Below are 17,960 nucleotides of genomic sequence, written 5' to 3' on the forward strand. Positions count from 1 at the left end.
GCTGGCGCGACTGTCGGAATTCGCCGCCGATCTCGGCTACCGGACCGGTTGGGCCGCAGTCCGGCACGCCCCGGAGCCGATGGCGCGCGGCCTGTTCGACGCGGTCGGCACCGTCGCGGGCCGGCGCGGCGGCGGACCCGAGCAGCTCCGTCGCAACCTCGCCCGCGTGATCGGCGCCGCACCCGACGAGGTCCCCGGGGAACTCATGGAGCAGGCGATGCGCTCCTACGCGCGATACTGGCGGGAGGCCTTCCGGCTTCCGTCGACCGACCCGGACGACATCGTCGCGTCCGTGCGGATGTCCGATCACGACCGCCGCGTCGTCGACGAGGTCTGCACGTCGGGGCGCGGCGTCGTCATGGCGCTGCCGCACTCGGGGAACTGGGACATCTGCGGGGTGTGGCTGGTGGCCCACCACGGAACGTTCTCGACGGTCGCCGAGCGATTGAAGCCCGAATCGCTGTTCGACCAGTTCGTCGCCTACCGCGAATCGCTCGGCTTCGAGGTGTTCCCGCTGACCGGGGGAGAGCAACCGCCCTTCGCGACCCTGGCCGATCGACTGCGGGCGGGCGGTATCGTCTGCCTCATGGGCGACCGCGATCTGTCGCACCGGGGCGTTCCGGTCGAACTGTTCGGTGAGCGCACCCGGATGCCGGCGGGGCCGGCGAAGCTCGCGATCGAGACCGGCGCACACCTGCTGGCCGTCCACCACAGCTACCCGGACGCCGAGACCTCCCTGATCCGCTGCGGAACGGTGATCGACACCTCCGGTGGGGTCGCGGCCGCCACCCAGGCCCTCGCCGACGCCTTCGCCGAGGGGATCGCCGCCGCCCCCGCCGACTGGCACATGCTGCAACCGCTCTGGGAGGACGACTGGTCGCAGGCCCGCCGGGATCGCCTGGCCGGCCCGCAGGACGACTCTCCGACGCAGGGCGGACGTCGATGAGAATCGGGATGATCTGCCCGTACTCCTTCGATGTACCCGGTGGCGTGCAGGCGCACGTCGTCGAACTCGCCGAGGTGTTCCTGGGCCGCGGCCACGAGGTTCGCGTGCTGGCTCCGGCGGGCCCGGACGTGGAACTGCCGCCGTACGTCGACTCGGCGGGGCCGGCGTTGGGCATCCCGTACAACGGGTCGGTGTCGCGGGTGACGTTCTCGCCGCGGGCGTACCACCGGTTGCGGCGGTGGATCGAGGTGAATCGATTCGACGTCCTGCACGTGCACGAGCCGAACGCCCCCAGCCTGTCGATGCTCTCGCTCATGGTCGCCACCGGGCCGATCGTCACCACGTTCCACACCGCCACCACCAAATCGCTGTGGCTGACGGCGTTCGACTCCATGCTTCGGCAGTACCGGGAGCGGATCAGCGGCAAGATCGCCGTCTCGGAGCTCGCCCGACGCTGGCAGATGGAGTCGCTGGGCAACGATGCCGTGGAGATCCCGAACGGCGTCGACGTTCCCGCATTCGCCGCCGCCGAACCCCTCGAAGGCTATCCACGCCCCGGTCGGACAGTGATGTTCCTCGGGCGATACGACGAACCCCGCAAGGGCATCGACGTCCTGATGCGGGCGTTGCCGCACATCGTCGAGCGGTTCCCCGACGTCACGGTCCTCGTCGTCGGCGGCGGGAACGAGAAGGCCCTGCGTCGACGGGCGCGCAACCTGTCGGGGCATCTGGAGTTCCTCGGCATGGTCGACGATGAGACCAAGGCGCGTGCGCTGAGCAGTGCGGACGTCTACGTCGCGCCGAACCTGGGCGGCGAGAGCTTCGGAATCGTCCTCGTGGAGGCCATGGCGGCCGGCGCCGCGGTGGTGGCGAGCGATCTCGTCGCCTTCTCCCGTGTGCTCGACGGCGGCACCGCGGGCCGACTGGTGGCGACGGGCTCGCCCGGAGAACTGGCCGACGCGGTGATCGACGTCCTCGGTGACGACGCGGCGCGCGCGGACCTGATCGCCCGCGGTCGGGCACGCGCCGACCGTTACGACTGGTCGCAGGTCGCCGACGAGATCTTGCGCGTCTACGAGACCGTGACCCTGGGGGCCGGCCCCGTCGTGGTGTCGGATTGAGGGGCCCGCGGTGACGATCTCGACCGCCGTCGGTGGTGCCCTCGGCGTGGTCGCCGTGATCGCCCTGGTCTGGGTCGGTGTGCTCGCGGCCACCCGGGCGACGAGGCTCGACCGCCTCAACGTCCGTGTCGACCTGGCCGGGGTGGCGCTGTTCGCAGCACTCGAGCGCCGTGCCGTGGTGGGCCGCGCGCTCGCCGCTGCCGACCCGGACGCCGACGGTGCCGGCGAGCTGATCCGCGCGGCCGACGCCGCGGAGACCGCCGACCGCCGTGAGCGAGAGGCGTGCGAGAACCGACTGTCGGTGGCGCTGTCCCGCATCGACACGGGGCAGCTGCCGCCCGCGCTGGTCGCCGAACTCGCCGACGCGCAGGTGCGCATCACGATGGCCCGCCGGTTCTACAACGACGCCGTCCGCGATGCGCGGACCCTGGGGAGCCGTCGCATGGTCCGCTGGCTTCGGCTCGGAGGGCACTCCCGGCTCCCCGAGTACTTCGAGATCACCGAACGTGTGAGCGGTCACCGGCCGTGACGCGGGGCCGGCGGGAACGGACCCCGGCGTTGGTCCGGGCCCGAGCGATCGGGTTTACTTGTGAGGACCGACAGCACGCCACTTCGCAGGAGATTCATCAGTGACCACCGATCCGACCACCGCATCCGAGACCGGCACCGCGCGGGTGAAGCGAGGCATGGCCGAAATGCTCAAGGGCGGCGTCATCATGGACGTGGTCACCCCGGATCAGGCCAAGATCGCCGAGGACGCCGGCGCGGTCGCGGTGATGGCGTTGGAGCGGGTCCCGGCCGACATCCGGGCCCAGGGCGGCGTCTCGCGGATGAGCGACCCCGACATGATCGACGGCATCATCGAAGCGGTGTCGATCCCCGTCATGGCGAAGGCGCGCATCGGGCATTTCGTCGAGGCGCAGATCCTGCAGAGCCTCGGCGTGGACTACATCGACGAGTCGGAGGTCCTCACGCCGGCCGACTACGAGAACCACATCGACAAGTTCGCGTTCACGGTGCCGTTCGTGTGCGGTGCCACCAACCTCGGCGAAGCCCTCCGTCGGATCACCGAGGGCGCGGCGATGATCCGCTCGAAGGGCGAGGCGGGGACCGGCGACGTGTCGAACGCGACCACCCACATGCGGCGCATCCGGCAGGAGATCCGCCGTCTCGGCTCGCTGCCGACCGACGAGCTCTACGTGGCCGCCAAGGAACTCCAGGCGCCCTACGACCTGGTCGCCGAGGTGGCCGCCGCCGGCAGGCTGCCGGTCACCCTGTTCACCGCCGGCGGTATCGCGACTCCGGCCGATGCCGCGATGATGATGCAACTGGGCGCCGAGGGCGTGTTCGTGGGTTCGGGCATCTTCAAGGCGGGCAACCCGGCCGAGCGTGCCGCCGCAATCGTCAAGGCGACGACTTTCCACGACGATCCCGACGTTCTCGCCTCGGTGTCGCGCGGACTGGGGGAGGCGATGGTCGGCATCAACGTCGACGACATCCCGCAGCCGCACCGACTGGCCGAGCGCGGCTGGTAGAAACATCATCAGGCCGTGGCGACGGTGACCGTCGTCGACGGCAGTCCCATCCGATCTCAGGGAGCATCATGGACGACCCGAACATTCTGCGCGATGAGGCCGTGACCGGTCGCGACGAGGTCGGCGGGCTGGTCGTGGACTGGTCGGTCGTCTGTCATGTGGGTCGCGTTCGCGAAGCCAACGAGGATGCGGCGCTCGCACTTCCCGGTCGGTACCTCGTCGCCGACGGGATGGGGGGTCACGACAGCGGTGAACTGGCCAGCGAGGCGGCACTGCAGACGCTCGCGTCGTCGCCCGTCGGCGAATCGGTGGAGGCCACCCAGGACCACGTCGGCGCCCTCCTCCGCGAGGCGCAGGACCGTATCGGCGAATTCGGGACCGAGACGGGTCGACGTGCGGGCACCACGATGACGGGTGTCGTCCTCGCCGATGACGACGGGACGCCGACGTGGCTGGCGTTCAACATCGGGGACTCGCGGACCTACCTGTACTCCCGGGGCGTGCTCTCGCAGGTCAGCGTCGACCACTCGCAGGTGCAGGAGATGGTGGACGCCGGACTGCTCACCCACGAGCAGGCGCGGGTCGATCCGCGCCGCAACGTCATCACCCGTGCACTCGGCGCAGGCATGGCCGAACCGGTCGCGGACTTCTACAGCTTTCCCGCCGCCGACGGAGACGTCATCCTGGTCTGCTCGGACGGACTCGACGGTGAACTCGAGGACGACGAGATCTCGGTGATCCTCGAGGCCTCGCCGGACAACGAGGTCGCCGCCGCAGCCCTGGTGGAGGCGGCACTGGAGTGCGGTGCACACGACAACGTGACGGTGACGGTGCTCTCGGTGACCGGTGCGGCGTCGGGAACGACCACCGAGGTCTGATGACGATGCACCCGGGCGGCGGCGGTCCGGGGCCCGGGGCCCCGGACCTGGGCAGCACCTTCGTCGAGTACTGCGGTGAGCGGTACCCCGTCGTCGCCGGGCATCCGTTCTACATCGGTCGGGAAGCGACACTGACCGTCGACGACAATCCCTATCTCCATCGCCGGTTCCTCGTCCTGCACGAGGAGAACGGGATGTGGTGGCTCACCAATCTCGGCACCCACCTGTCGGCGACCGTGACGGCCTCGGATCTGGGGTTCACCGGCACGCTGGGACCGGGGGCGCGCATGCCGCTGGTCTTCGGCCGGACGAGCATCGTGTTCACCGCCGGTCCGACGACCTACGAGGTCCTCGTGCAGGCCGGCTCGCCGAATGTTCAGGCCCCGACGGTCGAGAGCTTCGTCGGGGGCAACACGACACGGGGCGTGCCGAACTTCACCGAGAGCCAACGCCTCGCGATCCTGGTGCTCGCCGAAGCGATCCTGCGGCGCGACGGGACCGGGGCGAGCGCCATTCCGAGTTCGGCGAAGGCCGCCGCACGGTTGGGGTGGTCGCTGACCAAGTTCAACCGGAAACTCGACAACGTCTGCGACAAGCTCGACATGATCGGGGTGAGCGGCATGCGTGCCGGCGGGGGCAGGCTCGCCACCAACCGGCGCCTCCGGCTGGTGGAGTACGCGCTGTCCACGCGCGTGATCAGCCGAGACGATCTCCCCCTCCTCGACACGGAGTTCGCCCGCAACCAGCCTCCTGACCTGCAGTGATGCCATGGGGAGTTCTCCCCATCGACCGATGGCGGAATCCCCCATAGCGTTCTTTCCAACAGGCCCGGAACAGGGAGTTCCCGGGGTGAAGGAAGGAAACGACAATGACCGTCACCGCAATCTCCACCGAGTCGACCCGCCAGCACGGAACCCGCGCGGCGCGCGGACCCGTCACTCGTCCGACCCGCCCGGGCGCTGCGGTCGAGCGTCGTCGCCGCGAAGCCCTCGCCCGCCTCAGCGCCCGCGTGATGCCCCTGCCGGGGCAGCCGCTCCACGCGGTGCCCGCTCCCGCTCCCGTGCGGACGGTCGAGCCGCCGGTCGCGTCGACGCTGCCCCGTCCGACCCTGACCGACCGCGAGGTCGAAGTGCTGCGGACCTGGCTGATGCTCGACTCGAAGCCGGCCGTCGCCGAGGCTCTCTTCATCTCGTTGGGCACCGTGAACACGCACCTGACACGGATCCGTGCCAAGTACGCCGACCTCGGGCGGCCGGCGTCGACGAAGGCCGCCCTGGTCGCGCGTGCCATCCAGGACGACATCGTCGACATCGACGAGTTGTGAGGTCCCCGGGGTGCCGGACCCGCGGGCCCGTCGGGGTCAGCCGTGCCGCAGCATCGGCACGTCGAGACAGACCGGCGGCACCCCGAAGGCGTCGACCAACGTCTGCGCGTACGGACGCAGGTCACCGCACAGGTCGTTGACCCCTCGGCGGATGGCCTTGGCGCGCTCCACGCTGACATGGCGGTGCATGAGATACCAGCCCAGATCGTCCTCGAGGAGCGAGTAGACGAACAGGTTGCGGATCTTCTTGAGGACGTCCCGCGTCTCGCGGTGGTCGACGCGACCGATGACGTCGACGAAGACCTCCAGCACGACGCGTTCGATGTGCGAGGTGCCGACCTTGATCAGATGGTCCTGGGTGTCGGTGAAGACGGCCTGCACGTCGGCGTCCGGCTCCTGTGCCCGGCGCATCCGCGCGGCGGCGGTGCTGGTGAGGTGTTCCTCGCGGTTGCGAAGCAGGCGCAGCTGGGTGCCCGGGTGGGTGAGGTCGCTGTTCTCCGGGTCCTCGTCGGAGTCGTCGAGGAGCGTCTGCACCACCTGGCGGGCGGCGGTCTTCTCCAGGGCGTAGTTCTTGGCCATGTTGGCCACGAACCGGACCCAGCCGAGGGCGTCGAGCTCACGGACGTCGTCGGCGTAGTAACCGAGCTGCTGCTTGGCGACGAGTTGGGTGAGGATGAGGTTGTCGCCCTCGAAGGTGGTGAACACGTCGATGTCGCCGCGGAGCAGCGGCAGCAGGTTCTCGGACATGTAGCCGGCGCCGCCGCACGCCTCTCGCGCCTCATTGATCGCACGGGCGGCCAGCTCGGTGTGACCGGCCTTGATCGCCGCGGCCTTGGTCTCGAGCTTCCGGACCGTGTCGGGGTCGACGGTGTCGGGGTCGGCCGACTGGATCTCGTGGAGTTCGGCGGTCACCTCGTTCTGGGCGAGAGCGAACGCATAGGCCCGCGCGACCAGGGGGAGCAGGCGCCGCTGATGCGTCCGGTAGTCCATGAGGAGGAGTTCGTCGTCGCCGCCCGCGACCTCGAACTGCCGACGGATGAGGGCGTAGTTGACGGCCAGCGCCAACCCGAATCGGCCAGCGGCGCCCGCCGACGCGCCGACGGTCACGCGGCCGCGGACGAGGGTGCCCAGCATTGTGAAGAAGCGACGGTTGTCGGATTCGATCGGGCTCGAGTAGGTCCCGTCCTCGGCGACGTCCGCGTACCGGTTGAGCAGGTTCTCGCGCGGGATCCGCACCCGGTCGAACATGATCCGGCCGTTGTCGACCCCGGGCAGCCCGCCTTTGTATCCGCAGTCGGAGGTGGTCACGCCGGGCAGGTCGGAGCCGTCGGCGTCACGGAGGGGGACCACGAAACAGTGGACGCCGCGGCCGGTGGGCTCCTCGCCCGGCCCGGCCGTGACGAGCTGCGCGAACACGGCCGCATACCGCGCGTGCTGCGCCGCACCGCCGATGTAGTCCTTGCGGGCGCTCGGCGTCGGCGAGTGGATCTCGAACTCTCCGGTCTCGGGCAGGTACGTCGCGGTGGTCTCGAGTTCCTGCACATTCGAGCCGTGCCCGGTCTCGGTCATCGCGAAGCATCCGAGGACGTCCAGGTCGATCAACCCGCGAACGTACTCGTCATGGTGTCGCCGAGTCCCGAGGTTCTCGATCGCCCCGCCGAACAGGCCCCACTGGACGCCGGCCTTGACCATCAGCGACAGATCGCCGTAGCCGAGCGTCTCGATCGCCGTCACGGCGCCGCCGACGTCGCCGGTTCCGCCGTGCTCGGTGCGGAAGCCCTGGGCGGGGAAGCCGAGGCCGACCATGTCCTTCATCTGTCCCAGGACGCGGGTGCGGTAGTCGTCGAGGGACAGATCCGCCCGCGGGACGAGCTGCTGGTCCTCGATCTGCTTGCGGACGATGTCGCGCGTCGGGGCCCACTGGCCGTCGAGGATCGAACGGAGACGTGCGGTCAGGTCGCTCTGGGTGCTCTCTGCGGTCATGCGTTCGAGACTACCTGCGCCGATCCGGGCCGTCCGGAGGTGAGATAATCGCCGGGTGGCGATGATTCAAGAGGTCCTGGCGGTCGAACGCATCGATGACGACATCTATCGTGGCGGCGCGTTCCCGAGTCAACTGCGTCGGACGTTCGGCGGTCAGGTCGCCGGGCAGTCCCTCGTCGCGGCCACTCGCACGGTGGACGCGAACTACGCCGTCCACTCCCTGCACGGATACTTCCTGCGCCCCGGACGGCCGTCTGAACCGGCGGTGTTCCTGGTCGACCGGGTCCGCGACGGTCGCTCATTCGTCACCCGCAGGGTGAGCGCCGTCCAGGACGGCGAGGTGATCTTCTCCATGTCGGCGTCGTTCCACATCGTGGACGACAAGGGCATCGAACACCAGGACGTGATGCCGCCGGCACCCGACCCGGAGTCGCTCCCGGATCGCCGCGCCGTGGGCTCGGAGAACGAGCGCAAGCTCTTCGCGGAGTGGGACAACTTCGACATCCGGATCGTCGACCAGGAGCACACGGCGCGGTTCCCGGGTCTCGCCGCCCGCCAGCAGGTGTGGTTCCGGTACCGGGAGTCGCTGCCCGACGACCACCTCCTGCACGTGTGCACCCTGGCGTACATGAGCGACATGACGCTGCTCGGGTCATCGAAGGTCGCCCACCCCGGGGTGGCGACCCAGAACGCCTCGCTCGACCATGCGATGTGGTTCCTGCGGAAGTTCCGCACCGACGACTGGCTGTTGTACGACCAGACGTCGCCGTTCGCCGGCGGCGGGCGCGCGCTGACCCAGGGGCGGATCTTCACCCGCGACGGCCAGATGGTCGCGGCGGTGACCCAGGAGGGGCTCACGCGCCTCGGGGTCAACGACACGCTCGTCTCATCGCCGACACGAGAGCAGTGAGTCACCGGATCGGCGTCCTCGCCCTCCAGGGGGACGTCCGCGAGCATCTGGGGGCCCTCGAGCGGTGCGGAGCCCGACCGGTGCCGGTTCGCCGCCCCGCGGAGCTCGACGCCCTCGACGGGCTCGTGATCCCCGGCGGCGAGTCGACGGCCATCGGCCGGCTGCTGCGGGTCTTCGACATGGTCGACCCGCTCCGCGGGCGCCTGCGCGACGGGCTCCCCGCATACGGTTCGTGTGCGGGGATGATCCTGCTGGCCACGACGATCCTCGACACCCGCGCCGATGCGGTGCACCTCGACGCCGTCGATGCATCGGTGCGACGCAATGCGTTCGGTCGTCAGACCCAGTCGTTCGAGGCCGACGTGCCGTTCGCCGGAATCACCGACACGCCCGGGGCCCAACCGATGCGGGCCGTGTTCATTCGGGCGCCGTGGTTCGAGGAGGTCGGACCGGACGTCGAGGTCCTCGCTCGCGTCGAGGACCCGCTCTCCGACCCGCCGGTCTCCGACGGGGCCGGCGGCGGTCGCATCGTGGCGGTTCGGCAGGGCGACGTGCTCGCGACGTCGTTCCATCCCGAGGTCACCGGCGACGTGCGGGTGCATCGGTACTTCGTCGACATGGTCGCGGCAGCGTAGACTTCTTGGCGCTGCCGGACGACCTCTTGCGGGATGCGCCGCCCCTTCCGGGGATCGCGCCCCACCGTTCGGACTCTGACACACAAGGAAGGGATCACCACCATGGCCGGCCACTCCAAATGGGCCACCACGAAGCACAAGAAGGCGGTCATCGACGCCAAGCGCGGCAAGATGTTCGCCAAACTCGTCAAGAACATCGAGGTGGCGGCCCGGACCGGCGGTGGCGACCCGAGCGCGAACCCCACGCTCTTCGACGCGATCCAGAAGGCCAAGAAGAACTCGGTTCCCAACGACAACATCGAGCGGGCCCGCAAACGCGGCGGCGGTGAAGAGGCGGGCGGCGCCGACTGGCAGACCATCATGTACGAGGGATACGGCCCGAACGGTGTGGCCGTCCTGATCGAGTGCCTCACCGACAACCGAAACCGCGCCGCGAGCGAGGTCCGCACCGCGATGACGCGGAACGGGGGCAACATGGCCGACCCGGGGTCGGTGGCGTACCTGTTCACCCGCAAGGGCGTCGTGACCCTGGAGAAGGGCGACCAGAGCGAGGACGACGTCCTCATGGCGGTGCTCGACGCAGGCGCCGAGGAGGTCTCCGATCTCGGCGAGGCGTTCGAGGTGGTCAGCGACCCGGGTGACCTGGTGGCCGTCCGGACGGCCCTGCAGGAGGCGGGGATCGACTACGACTCGGCGGAGCCGGACTTCCGCGCATCGGTGGAGGTGCCGGTGGACGCCGACGGCGCCCGCAAGGTGATGAAGCTGATCGACGCACTCGAGGACTCCGACGACGTGCAGAACGTCTACAGCAACATCGACATCAGCGACGAGGTCCTCGCTGAGCTCGACGCCGACTGATAGGCTCTCGAACAACTGTTCTCATCGGGTCTCGTCTCGTCGGGGCGTCGACGCCGCTGAGGTCGATCGGGAGGTGAATCCCTGGTGCGAGTGATGGGGGTCGATCCGGGGCTCACCCGGTGCGGTATCGCGCTGGTGGAGTCCGGTGCCGGTCGGACCGTGACGGCGCTCGACGTCGACGTGGTCCGGACGCCGTCGACCATGGACCTGGCCGAACGGCTGCTGGTGATCCACCGGGCGGCGGAGCACTGGCTCGACACGCACCGCCCCGAGGTGGTCGCCGTCGAGCGCGTCTTCGCGCAGCGTCAGGTCAGCACCGCGATGGGGACGGCGCAGGCGGCGGGCGTCGTCGCGCTCGCCGCGGCCCAGCGGGGACTGCCGGTGCGATTTCACACGCCCAGCGAGGTCAAGGCGGCGGTGACCGGCTCCGGACGCGCCGACAAGGCTCAGGTGACGGCCATGGTCACCCGCATCCTGGGCATGCAGACGCCGCCGAAGCCTGCCGATGCCGCCGACGCCCTCGCGCTGGCGATCTGTCACTGCTGGCGCGGACCGGTGAACGATCGGATGCAGGAGGCGGCCGCGCGGGCCCGCGAGGCGCAGCAGGCGCACCGCGCTCGGCTGCGCGAGGCCCAGAGGGAGGCCCGGATCGTCGCGGGCGGGAAGGCGGCATTGTGATCGCGTCGGTCTCCGGCGAAGTCATCGACATCGCGCTCGACCACGTCGTGGTGGAGTGCGCGGGCGTGGGGTATCGGGTGCAGGCGACCCCGCCGACGCTCGGCACCCTGAGTCGGGGGGCGACGGCCCGACTGCTGACCACGATGGTCGTCCGCGAAGACGCCATGACGCTGTACGGATTCACCGATCCGGAGGCCCGTGATCTGTTCATCCTGCTGCAGACGGTCACCGGCGTCGGTCCCCGGCTCGCGATGGCCACCCTGGCCGTCCTCGAGCCGCAGAGTCTCCGGCGGGCGTTGGCCGATTCGGACACCAAGGCGCTGACGGCGGTGCCCGGCATCGGCAAACGGGTGGCCGAGCGGTTGGTGGTGGAACTGCGCGACAAGGTTCCCGCCGTCGCCGGTCCCGAGGCGCCGAGCGTGGCGGCCCCCGTCGTCGGAGGCGTCGGAGCGCAGGTCGCCGAGGCGTTGGTGGGGCTCGGTTTCACCGAGTCCGCGGCGCAGAAGGCGGTCACGGCTGTTCTCGCCGACGATCCCGACGCCGATTCGGCAGCGGTGCTCAGGGCGTCGCTCGGGGCACTCGGTCCCCGCCGATGAGCACCGATTGGGAGTCCGGCGTCCCGGACGGTTTCCTCAGTGGAGCGCCGCTCGACGGTGACCGCGATCTCGACGCCGGCCTGCGTCCGGGCAGCCTGGGTGATTTCATCGGTCAGCCGCGGGTGCGCGAACAGTTGGAACTGGTGCTGCACGCCGCCCGGGCGCGCGGGCGCACCCCCGATCACATCCTGCTGTCGGGTCCGCCCGGGCTCGGTAAGACGTCGCTGGCCATGATCATCGCGGCCGAGATGGGGGCGGCCATCCGCATCACCTCGGGCCCGGCGCTCGAACGGGCCGGGGACCTGGCTGCGATGCTGTCGAACCTCGTCGAGGGCGATGTGCTGTTCATCGACGAGATCCACCGGATCGCGCGGCCCGCCGAGGAGATGCTGTACCTGGCGATGGAGGACTTCCGCGTCGACGTCGTCGTCGGCAAGGGCCCCGGGGCCACCTCGATTCCTCTCGACGTCGCGCCGTTCACGCTGGTGGCGGCGACGACGCGGTCGGGCGCGCTCACCGGTCCGCTGCGGGACCGTTTCGGCTTCACCGCCCACATGGAGTTCTACGAGCCCGTCGAACTGGTCCGCGTCCTGCAGCGGTCGGCATCGATCCTCGGCATCCCGATCGACGCGGATGCCGCCGCGGAGGTCGCCGGGCGCTCACGCGGTACGCCGCGAATAGCCAATCGCCTGCTGCGCCGGGTCCGCGACTACGCCGAAGTGCGGGGCGACGGTCGTGTCGACGTCGCCGCCGCACGGTCCGCGCTGGCGGTGTACGACGTCGACGAACTCGGGCTCGATCGCCTCGACCGCGCGGTGCTGGGATCTCTGGTGCGGAGTTTCGGGGGCGGCCCGGTGGGCGTCTCGACGCTCGCGGTGGCGGTCGGGGAGGAGCCGGCGACGGTCGAAGAGGTGTGTGAGCCCTTCCTCGTCCGCGCGGGAATGATCGCGCGCACGCCTCGCGGTCGGATCGCCACGGCGGCGGCCTGGCGCCACCTGGGACTGACGCCCCCGCACGACGCCGTCGCCCAGGGTCACGGGGTGCGAGTCCGTGAGGACGGGCCCGACGCGCTGTTCGATTGAGGGTGACGTGCGGCACCTGGTGACGGGTGTGCACGCCGGCGCCTGGCACACTGGAGCGCATGGGAAATTTGATCCTTCCGCTGATGCTGCTCTTGATGCTCGGGTTCATGCTGTTCAGCGTCCGGAACCAGAAGAAGCGTGCCGCGGCGATGAGCGAGATGCAGAACTCGTTGGAGCCCGGCACCCGCGTCCAGCTGATCGCCGGACTGTTCGGCACGGTGGCCGACGTGTCCGAGGGCGACTCGGTGAAGATCGAGATCGCTCCGGGTGTGATCACCGAGTGGAACCGCCAGGCGATTCGCGAGATCATCTCACCGGACGTCGACGACGCGCCGTTGGGTGCGGATGCTCCCGACATCGAGAGCATCGACGACTCCGAGGCGGATGCCGACCGGCCTTCGCTGAACCCGAACGACGACGAGAAGTAGACGACGCACGTGAGTAGACCCAACCGCAGCGCCGCAGCCCCCGGGCTGCGGCGCGAGGCTCCGCCGTGGCAACCGCTGACCGCGTTCTTCGTGGTCCTGGCAGCGATCTTCGCGCTCGTGTACTTCACCGGCGGCGGAAGCCCGGAACCGAAGCTCGGCATCGACCTGCAGGGCGGCACCCGGGTGGTGCTCACGGCACGGACCGATACGGGGCAGAAACCCGATAAGGCGCAGCTCGATCAGGCACGCCAGATCATCGATCAGCGTGTCAACGGGCTCGGTGTGAGCGGCTCGGAGGTCGTCATCAACGGTGACGACACCCTCGTGATCACGGTGCCCGGTGAGGACGGCAACCAGGCCCGCTCGCTGGCGCAGACCGCGCGCCTGTTCATCCGTCCGGTCGTGGCGACCGAGATGGCGGTCCCGCAGAAGACCGATCCCGACGCCAAGAAGCTGTCGGACATGACGCCTGACGAGCAGAAGGCCGCGATCGAGGCGCAGCGCCAGGTGCGTCAGGCTCCGGCCGACGCCGACGAGGCGGCCCTGGCGAAGCTGCGCGAGGAGATGAGCAAGGTCGACTGCGCGACGAATGCGCCCGACCCGCTCGTCGGCTACGACAAACCCGACGAGTACCTGGTGGCCTGCGGTGACGCCGAGAACGGCGGTCCCGAGGGGCAGGTCTTCCTGCTCGCACCGATGATCATCGACGGCCGTGACGTCGACAAGGCGTCGAGCGGCCAGAACGACATCGGCAAATGGGTCGTCAACCTCGAGTACAAGGGCGAGGGCCGGAAGACGTGGGTCGACTACACCGCAGCCAACATCGGCAAGCAGACGGCCGTCACCCTCGACTCCCGCGTGGTCAGCGCCGCGACGATCAACTCCCGGATCGACGGTCCCACCGAGATCAGCGGTGACTTCACCAAGAAGCAGGCCGAGCAGCTGGCGAACGCCCTCAAATACGGTTCGCTGCCGCTGTCGTTCTCGAACTCCGATGCGCAGACCGTGTCGGCGACCCTCGGACTGCATTCACTTCGGGCCGGTCTCATCGCGGGACTCGTCGGTCTCATCGCAGTCCTGCTGTACTCGCTGCTGTACTACCGCGCGATGGGCTTCCTGTCGGTGCTGTCCCTGATTCTCGCCGGCGCGATGGTCTACGGGATCATCGTGCTGCTCGGCCGGTGGATCGGGTTCACCCTCGACCTGGCAGGCATCGCCGGTCTGATCATCGGCATCGGCATGACGGCGGACTCGTTCGTCGTCTACTTCGAACGCATCAAGGATGAGATGCGCGAGGGCAGAACCGTCAGATCCGCGGTCACCCGCGGCTGGCAGAGTGCGCGGCGAACGGTGTGGACCGGCAACGCGGTGAGCTTCATCTGCGCGGCCATCATCTACCTGCTCGCGGTCGGCGCCGTCCGGGGCTTCGCCTTCACCCTCGGCCTGACCACGCTCATCGACATCGTGATCGTCTTCCTGGTGACCCACCCGATGGTCGTGATGGCGAGCCGCAACGCATTCCTGTCGCGTCCGTCGATCAACGGTCTGGGCGCCGTCTCGGATGTGGCGCGCAAGCGCCGCGCGGCCCAGGCTCAGGCACGAAACGCCGCTCGAACCCAGGGGGAGGCCCAGTGACCGGCAAACGCAGGAACGACGCCGCACAGGATGCGACGCCGACCGACGACTCCGAGAAGCGGACGACCGAATGGTCCGACGCCGACTACGTCGCCGACACCAATCAGGGGTTCTTCGCGCGGCTCTACTCGGGTACGGGAGCCTTCGACGTCGTCGGACGGCACCGCCGCACCTGGTATGCCGTCTCGGCGGTGCTGATGGCGATTGCGATCGTGTCGATCGCCGTGCGGGGCTTCACCTTCGGCATCGACTTCGAGGGCGGCACCCAGGTGTCGATGCCGGTCCGCGACGGCGTCACGACGTCGTCTGTCGAACAGGTCTTCACCGACACGATCGGTGAGGCGCCGCAGTCCGTGCAGACCGCAGGAGCGGGGGCTTCGGCCACCGTTCAGCTGCGCACCGAGACGCTGGACGAGGCGCAGACCGGGAAGCTGATCCACGCGTTCGCGACCGAATTCGGTCCGGCGATCACCCCGGCCGACGTGAACTCGTCGGACGTCAGTTCCACGTGGGGCCAGGAGATCACGCGCAAGATGCTGATCGCGTTGGTGGTGTTCCTCGCCGTCGGGTTCATCTACATCACGATCCGCTTCGACAAGGAGATGTCCATCGCCGCGATGGCATCGCTGATCTTCGACCTCGTGGTGACCGCGGGAATGTATTCGCTCGTCGGTTGGGAGATGACGCCCGCGACGGTGATCGGCCTGCTCACGATCCTCGGCTTCTCCGTCTACGACACCGTGGTGGTGTTCGACAAGGTCGAGGAGAACACCCGGTCGGTTCTGGTGACATCGCGGCGCACGTACGCCGAACAGACGAACCTCGCGGTCAACCAGACGCTGATGAGATCGATCAACACGACGGTGATCTCGGTGCTGCCGATCATCGCGCTCATGGTCGTCGCCGTCTGGATGCTCGGCGTCGGAACGCTCAAGGATCTCGCGCTGATCCAGCTCGTCGGCGTCGTCGTCGGCACGTTCTCGTCGGTGTTCTTCGCGTCGCCGGTCCTGGTGACGCTCAAGGAGCGCAACGAGAAGATCAAACGGCACACCGAGAAGGTTCTCGCGCGCCGCCGACGCGAACAGGCAGCGGTGTGATCGGCCCGCGGCTGCGGAGGGCCGCAGCGTTGCTGGCGGTCACCGCGGCCGCGGGCGCCCTGCTCACCGCGTGCGGCGGCGACGACCGGTCGGACATCGACTACCTGGTCGACGCCGGTGTGCGCACGTACAACGCCAACACCCGGGTCGGGCACGCCGACGGCACCCTGATGGCGCTGACACGGGTGCTCCCGGGGTTCAGCATCGTGGGACCCGACGGTCAGGTCATCGCCGACCGCGACATCGGCACCGTGGCCGTGGAGGACGGCGCCGACCTCACGCTCCGCTACACCTTCGGACCCGACGCCGTGTATTCGGACGGCGTGGCGATGACCTGCGACGATCTCCTGCTGGCGGCGACCGCACTCGGTGGGCGGGTGAAGGGCTTCGATGCGGCGACCGACGCCGGCTACGCCGACATCGCGCGCGTCGACTGCCGACCGGGCGACCGGTCGGCGACCGTGGTCTTCGATCGCGGGCGCGGCTACGGCCAGTGGAACGAGCTGTTCGGAGCCGGCACCCTCCTCCCGGCTCACGTGGTCGCGCGGCTCGCCGGAGTGCCGAACGTCGTCGACCCGATCCGCGACGGCGACAAGAAGGCTCTCGCGAAGATCGCGAAGGCCTGGAACACCGGTTTCTCCCTGACACCCGGGGCCCCCGTCGACGAGAAGGTCTTCCTGTCGTCGGGGCCGTACCGAATCGACGGCTACTCCGACGACGGTGGTCTCACCCTCGTCGCGAACGACAAGTGGTGGGGGACCGCGCCCGCGGTCGACTCGATCACGGTGTGGCCGCGTCAGGCGCGCGGGAAGGCCGACATCGACGGATCGCGCGCACTGGTGGTCGACACCGCGGACCTCACTGCGGCCGATGAGGCGCTGGGCCGCGCCACGGCGACGACCCCGCCGGACCGAACGCGCATGCGGGACGAGCCGCCTCTCGCCGTGACGCAGCTGGTCTTCGCGGCGCGCGGAGTGGGCGGCGACTCCCTGGTTCGGCGCGCACTGGCCTCCTGCATGCCTCGTGATGCGCTCGCCCGGCAGTACGGCGCCAACGGTGTCGTCTGGAATCTGCGCACCGTCTCCCCGGCCGATCCGCTCGGTCCCGCGCTCAACGCGCAGTACGGTCGCCGCTATCCACGCTCGGATGTGGCGCGGGCACGCGGCCTGCTCGCACAACGCGACGATGGTGCCCGCAAACCACGGGTCCGCATCGGTTTCCCGGCGCCGTCCCGCGAGGACGCCGGGATCGTCTCGGCGATCGCCGACGCCTGCGCACCCGCCGGGATCGACGTGGTCGACGCATCGAAGCCGGACATCTCACCGGGATCGCTCGGCGACACCGTCGACGCCCTGCTGATGTCGGACGGCGGGTTCGCCGCCACCAGCACCGCCTCCGGGTTCCCCGAGGCGTTCGCCTTCGCGACGGGGGATCCGCTCAACCTCTCGAAGTTCCGCAATCGGTCGGTCACCGGGGCGATCTCCGAACTGGCTCGCACCACGAGCGACAGCGCCCGCCTGCCGCTGCTGCGCAGGATCGAGACCGCGACGTGGGACCAGCTGCCCACGATCCCGCTGTTCGGGACCGTCAGGGAGCGCGGCTCCTCGGAATCCGTCACGCATGTCGTCCCGGGGCTCGGGGCGTCCGGCACCGGATGGAACATGGACCGCTGGGGAGTGCGGGAGTGACCGTCGAGCACGCGGGTCGGCTGAGCCGTGCGGGCGAGGCCATCGACAGGCTCGCTCGGCTCATCCCCGATTTCCCGGAGCCCGGGATCGCGTTCAAGGACCTGACACCCGTCCTCGCCGACGCCGCGGGATTCGACGCGGTGGTGTCGGCACTCGCCGATGCGTGCCGCGGCGCCGACCTCATCGCGGGCATCGACGCCCGCGGGTTTCTCCTCGGCGGTGCGATCGCCCGTGAGCTGGGCGTCGGCGTCATCGCCGTCCGCAAGGGCGGCAAGCTTCCCCCGCCGGTCGTCGGGGTCGACTACACCCTCGAGTACGGAACGGCGCGATTGGAGGTGCCCGCCGACGGCATCGACGTCGCCGACCGACGCGTCGCGGTCGTCGACGACGTGCTGGCCACCGGCGGGACCGTGGTCGCGGCATGCCGACTCCTGGCGGGGATGGGGGCGCGCATCGATCCGGTGGCGATCGTGATGGAGCTGGCCGGACTCGGCGGCCGGTCGGCGATCGCTGCGGGGGCCGGACCTGCGATTCGGGTGCATAGCCTCTGCGAAGGCTGAGTACCA

19 protein-coding genes are annotated in these 17,960 nt (G+C 69.6%); 18 read left to right on the forward strand and 1 reads right to left on the reverse strand.

The window, feature by feature from the left end; genetic code table 11:
- Position 1 precedes the first annotated feature (1 nt).
- From G528_RS0103750 to G528_RS0103780, 7 genes are all read left to right on the forward strand, one after another.
- Entirely contained in the window at positions 2 to 946 is a 945-nt protein-coding gene (locus tag G528_RS0103750) for a phosphatidylinositol mannoside acyltransferase (protein WP_035718949.1), read from the forward strand.
- On the forward strand, positions 943 to 2,067 hold the full coding sequence (locus tag G528_RS0103755; protein WP_026917804.1) for a glycosyltransferase family 4 protein: 1,125 nt from the start codon (positions 943 to 945) through the stop codon (positions 2,065 to 2,067). The genes G528_RS0103750 and G528_RS0103755 overlap by 4 nt, the downstream gene beginning before the upstream one ends.
- 10 nt (positions 2,068 to 2,077) lie before the next feature.
- Positions 2,078 to 2,596, forward strand: a complete 519-nt coding sequence (locus G528_RS0103760) for a LemA family protein (protein ID WP_035718829.1) — start codon at positions 2,078 to 2,080, stop codon at positions 2,594 to 2,596.
- 100 nt (positions 2,597 to 2,696) lie between these two features.
- On the forward strand, positions 2,697 to 3,602 hold the full coding sequence (pdxS, locus tag G528_RS0103765; protein WP_026917806.1) for a pyridoxal 5'-phosphate synthase lyase subunit PdxS: 906 nt from the start codon (positions 2,697 to 2,699) through the stop codon (positions 3,600 to 3,602).
- Between the two features lie 68 nt (positions 3,603 to 3,670).
- Entirely contained in the window at positions 3,671 to 4,480 is an 810-nt protein-coding gene (locus tag G528_RS0103770) for a PP2C family protein-serine/threonine phosphatase (RefSeq protein ID WP_026917807.1), read from the forward strand.
- Entirely contained in the window at positions 4,480 to 5,244 is a 765-nt protein-coding gene (locus G528_RS0103775; RefSeq protein WP_026917808.1) for a hypothetical protein, read from the forward strand. The genes G528_RS0103770 and G528_RS0103775 overlap by 1 nt, the downstream gene beginning before the upstream one ends.
- Before the next feature lie 104 nt (positions 5,245 to 5,348).
- Positions 5,349 to 5,804, forward strand: a complete 456-nt coding sequence (locus G528_RS0103780; RefSeq protein WP_026917809.1) for a helix-turn-helix transcriptional regulator — start codon at positions 5,349 to 5,351, stop codon at positions 5,802 to 5,804.
- Positions 5,805 to 5,840: 36 nt separating this feature from the next.
- Here G528_RS0103780 and G528_RS0103785 read toward each other — a convergent pair whose 3' ends face one another.
- Positions 5,841 to 7,787 (reverse strand): acyl-CoA dehydrogenase family protein, encoded by a 1,947-nt coding sequence (locus G528_RS0103785; RefSeq protein WP_026917810.1) that lies wholly within the window; start codon positions 7,785 to 7,787, stop codon positions 5,841 to 5,843.
- Positions 7,788 to 7,842: 55 nt separating this feature from the next.
- Here G528_RS0103785 and G528_RS16300 point away from each other — a divergent pair, with 55 nt between their 5' ends.
- The 11 genes from G528_RS16300 to G528_RS0103840 all read left to right on the forward strand — a co-directional run bounded on the left by G528_RS16300 (position 7,843) and on the right by G528_RS0103840 (position 17,954).
- Positions 7,843 to 8,697, forward strand: coding sequence for an acyl-CoA thioesterase (locus tag G528_RS16300; protein WP_035718831.1), 855 nt, complete (start codon positions 7,843 to 7,845; stop codon positions 8,695 to 8,697).
- Positions 8,694 to 9,332: a pyridoxal 5'-phosphate synthase glutaminase subunit PdxT gene (pdxT, locus tag G528_RS0103795; protein ID WP_026917811.1), complete on the forward strand. Its 639-nt coding sequence runs from the start codon at positions 8,694 to 8,696 to the stop codon at positions 9,330 to 9,332. The genes G528_RS16300 and pdxT overlap by 4 nt, the downstream gene beginning before the upstream one ends.
- 102 nt (positions 9,333 to 9,434) lie before the next feature.
- Positions 9,435 to 10,190 (forward strand): YebC/PmpR family DNA-binding transcriptional regulator, encoded by a 756-nt coding sequence (locus tag G528_RS0103800; RefSeq protein ID WP_026917812.1) that lies wholly within the window; start codon positions 9,435 to 9,437, stop codon positions 10,188 to 10,190.
- An 84-nt stretch (positions 10,191 to 10,274) separates the two neighbouring features.
- Complete coding sequence (gene ruvC / locus G528_RS0103805) at positions 10,275 to 10,868, forward strand: crossover junction endodeoxyribonuclease RuvC (RefSeq protein ID WP_026917813.1); 594 nt, start codon at positions 10,275 to 10,277, stop codon at positions 10,866 to 10,868.
- Entirely contained in the window at positions 10,865 to 11,464 is a 600-nt protein-coding gene (gene ruvA / locus G528_RS0103810; protein ID WP_026917814.1) for a Holliday junction branch migration protein RuvA, read from the forward strand. The genes ruvC and ruvA overlap by 4 nt, the downstream gene beginning before the upstream one ends.
- A complete protein-coding gene (gene ruvB / locus G528_RS0103815) occupies positions 11,461 to 12,546 on the forward strand; it encodes a Holliday junction branch migration DNA helicase RuvB (RefSeq protein ID WP_026917815.1) in 1,086 nt (361 codons plus the stop codon). Before ruvA ends, ruvB begins: the two co-directional genes overlap by 4 nt.
- 59 nt (positions 12,547 to 12,605) lie before the next feature.
- Positions 12,606 to 12,974: a preprotein translocase subunit YajC gene (gene yajC, locus G528_RS0103820; RefSeq protein WP_026917816.1), complete on the forward strand. Its 369-nt coding sequence runs from the start codon at positions 12,606 to 12,608 to the stop codon at positions 12,972 to 12,974.
- A gap of 9 nt (positions 12,975 to 12,983) precedes the next feature.
- Entirely contained in the window at positions 12,984 to 14,609 is a 1,626-nt protein-coding gene (gene secD / locus G528_RS0103825; protein WP_026917817.1) for a protein translocase subunit SecD, read from the forward strand.
- Positions 14,606 to 15,706 (forward strand): protein translocase subunit SecF, encoded by a 1,101-nt coding sequence (gene secF, locus G528_RS0103830; protein ID WP_026917818.1) that lies wholly within the window; start codon positions 14,606 to 14,608, stop codon positions 15,704 to 15,706. Before secD ends, secF begins: the two co-directional genes overlap by 4 nt.
- On the forward strand, positions 15,703 to 17,394 hold the full coding sequence (locus G528_RS0103835) for an ABC transporter substrate-binding protein (RefSeq protein ID WP_026917819.1): 1,692 nt from the start codon (positions 15,703 to 15,705) through the stop codon (positions 17,392 to 17,394). Before secF ends, G528_RS0103835 begins: the two co-directional genes overlap by 4 nt.
- Positions 17,361 to 17,954, forward strand: a complete 594-nt coding sequence (locus G528_RS0103840; RefSeq protein ID WP_035718836.1) for an adenine phosphoribosyltransferase — start codon at positions 17,361 to 17,363, stop codon at positions 17,952 to 17,954. The genes G528_RS0103835 and G528_RS0103840 overlap by 34 nt, the downstream gene beginning before the upstream one ends.
- Positions 17,955 to 17,960: the final 6 nt, after the last annotated feature.

It is taken from the genome of Gordonia shandongensis DSM 45094, assembly GCF_000423025.1.
GTDB lineage: Bacteria > Actinomycetota > Actinomycetes > Mycobacteriales > Mycobacteriaceae > Gordonia > Gordonia shandongensis.

Excerpts from the sequence above, each read along its gene's own strand:
- G528_RS0103755 (WP_026917804.1), top strand. The coding sequence starts at position 943 with ATGAGAATCGGGATGATCTGCCCGTACTCCTTCGATGTACCCGGTGGC.
- G528_RS0103780 (WP_026917809.1), top strand. The coding sequence starts at position 5,349 with ATGACCGTCACCGCAATCTCCACCGAGTCGACCCGCCAGCACGGAACC.
- G528_RS0103775 (WP_026917808.1), top strand. The coding sequence starts at position 4,480 with ATGACGATGCACCCGGGCGGCGGCGGTCCGGGGCCCGGGGCCCCGGAC.
- G528_RS0103770 (WP_026917807.1), top strand. The coding sequence starts at position 3,671 with ATGGACGACCCGAACATTCTGCGCGATGAGGCCGTGACCGGTCGCGAC.
- G528_RS0103785 (WP_026917810.1), bottom strand. The coding sequence starts at position 7,787 with ATGACCGCAGAGAGCACCCAGAGCGACCTGACCGCACGTCTCCGTTCG.
- yajC (WP_026917816.1), top strand. The coding sequence starts at position 12,606 with ATGGGAAATTTGATCCTTCCGCTGATGCTGCTCTTGATGCTCGGGTTC.
- G528_RS0103800 (WP_026917812.1), top strand. The coding sequence starts at position 9,435 with ATGGCCGGCCACTCCAAATGGGCCACCACGAAGCACAAGAAGGCGGTC.
- G528_RS0103840 (WP_035718836.1), top strand. The coding sequence starts at position 17,361 with ATGGAACATGGACCGCTGGGGAGTGCGGGAGTGACCGTCGAGCACGCG.
- ruvB (WP_026917815.1), top strand. The coding sequence starts at position 11,461 with ATGAGCACCGATTGGGAGTCCGGCGTCCCGGACGGTTTCCTCAGTGGA.